Below are 1,878 nucleotides of genomic sequence, written 5' to 3' on the forward strand. Positions count from 1 at the left end.
CCGGGGGGGGGCCCCCGCGGGCGCCGGGGGGGGGGCCGCCCGGGCGCCCCCGCCCCCCCGGGCCCGCCCGGCGCCCCGGGAAGGGCCGGCACACGAGTCCCGGCTCCTTGTTCGTGATGCTCTGCGTCCTCGCGGTGCTCGGTGTCTGGCTCTACGGCCTCTTCGGCCGGTACCCCTACTGAGGCGGTCCGGTCAGAAGCCGGTGACGGGGTAGTGGTCGGAGAGGTTGGTGTACGTGTACTGCTTGCCCCAGCTGGAGACCGTCCAGGGGGCGCTCTGCTCCAGCACCACGTTGTTGGTCCAGTTGGCGGGGCGGGCGTTCCCGGCGCGGTAGAGGACGTAGTCGAGGTCCTCGCGCGGGTCGTTCGGGTAGCGCTCGGAAGCGATCGAGTTCAGTGCGGTGTCGAAGGAGTACGGGTGGCCGGTGCGGGCATCTGCCCCGGCCAGGCCCGCGTCGGCGAGCATCGTGCCGTACTCGGGCGTCCGCGAGTCGACGTTCATGTCGCCGGCGACGATGACCTGCTCGCCCGCCGGGATGTTCTTCGCGTCGAGGAACGCGTCCATCGCCTTGAACTGGCGGCTGCGCATCTGCGCCGCCTCGCCCGCCGCACAGCCCGGGTCCGTGGACTGGGCGTGGGTGCCGACGACGTGGACCCGGGTCCCGTTGACGTCGAGCACCACGTAGGCGAAGCCCTTGTTCGAGTACCAGTCGGCGCCGCAGGCGTCCTTGTAGACGTACTGCTCCTTGCGGACGATCGGCCACTTGCTGAGGATCGTCACGCCCCCGTCCTCGGGGGTGAAGGAGGAGTAGGCCCCGCCGGTGGCGTCCCAGCCGCTCTTGCCGCGGCCCACGATCGGGGTCTGGTAGGGGTACTGCGCGGCGGCGTTGGCCTTGAGGGCGTCGGAGGCGGAGTTGTCGAACGCCTCCTGGAGGACGACGACGTCCTGCCCCTGGAAGAAGGGGGTGGCGGGGATCGCCTTCGCCCGGTGGTCCTGTCCCCAGTTCGGGTACAGGTTCTTGGAGAAGAGGAAGGTGTTGTACGTGAGCACCTTCATCCGCGGGGCCTCGGCGGCCGTGGTCGGGGCGGCGGAGGCGGCCGGGGCGGCCACCGTCAGGGTGGCGGCGGCGAGCGCGAGTGAAAGCGCGGCGCCGGGAACACGGCGGAGCATGGCGAACGACACGTGAACTCCCGTGAAGACGTGGGGGGTTGGACTGGCGCCGCACATACAATCAGCCGCGGTTACCTTCCGGTAGCCTTTGGATGCCGAGAATCTTGACGCGCTCGCAAGATCACGCCAACTCTGGCTTCACTGTCTGATTTGTTGTGTTTTGGAGCAGGTAGAATGCGCGCATGACCCTCGCGAACTCCACTGTCTTCACGACCGACCTCGGTCCGCTCAACCCCGTCTGGGCCGAGCTCATCCTCGGCGCGGTGCTGTTCGGAATCACCTTCCTCATCATGGCGAAGGCCGTCCTTCCGAAGATCAAGCGCACCCTGGACGAGCGTGAGGACGCCATCGACGGCGGCACCGAGCGCGCCGACGACCTGCGTTCCGAGGCCGCGGCGATCCGCGAGCAGTACGAAGCCGAGCTCGCCGAGGCCCGCCACGAGGCGGCGCGCATCCGCTCCCAGGCCACCGAGGAGGGCTCGGCCGCCATCGCCGCCGCCCGTGCCGAGGGCATCGCCGAGCGCGACGCGATCCTCGCCGCCGGCGCCGCCAAGATCGCGGAGGAGCGTTCCGCGGCCGAGCGCGAGCTCACCGCCGACGTCGACGCCTGGGCCCACGCCCTCGCGGCCCGCATCGTCGGCGAGCCGGTCGGTGCCGACCGCGCCTGATCCCGTACGCCACGGAAGGGGCCGTCGACCGGGCCGCAGC

2 protein-coding genes are annotated in these 1,878 nt (G+C 70.8%); one reads left to right on the forward strand and one right to left on the reverse strand.

Features of this window, described 5'->3' with window-relative positions; all coding sequences use genetic code 11:
• Positions 1 to 192: 192 nt before the first annotated feature.
• On the reverse strand, positions 193 to 1,170 hold the full coding sequence (gene sph, locus ACFW22_RS35805; protein ID WP_386412971.1) for a sphingomyelin phosphodiesterase: 978 nt from the start codon (positions 1,168 to 1,170) through the stop codon (positions 193 to 195).
• Between the two features lie 182 nt (positions 1,171 to 1,352).
• On the opposite strand from sph, the gene ACFW22_RS35810 reads away from it, so the two are divergent.
• Positions 1,353 to 1,838 (forward strand): hypothetical protein, encoded by a 486-nt coding sequence (locus ACFW22_RS35810; RefSeq protein WP_386412969.1) that lies wholly within the window; start codon positions 1,353 to 1,355, stop codon positions 1,836 to 1,838.
• The last annotated feature ends 40 nt before the right edge of the window (positions 1,839 to 1,878 follow it).

The organism is Streptomyces sp. NPDC058872 (assembly GCF_042743065.1).
Lineage (GTDB): Bacteria > Actinomycetota > Actinomycetes > Streptomycetales > Streptomycetaceae > Streptomyces.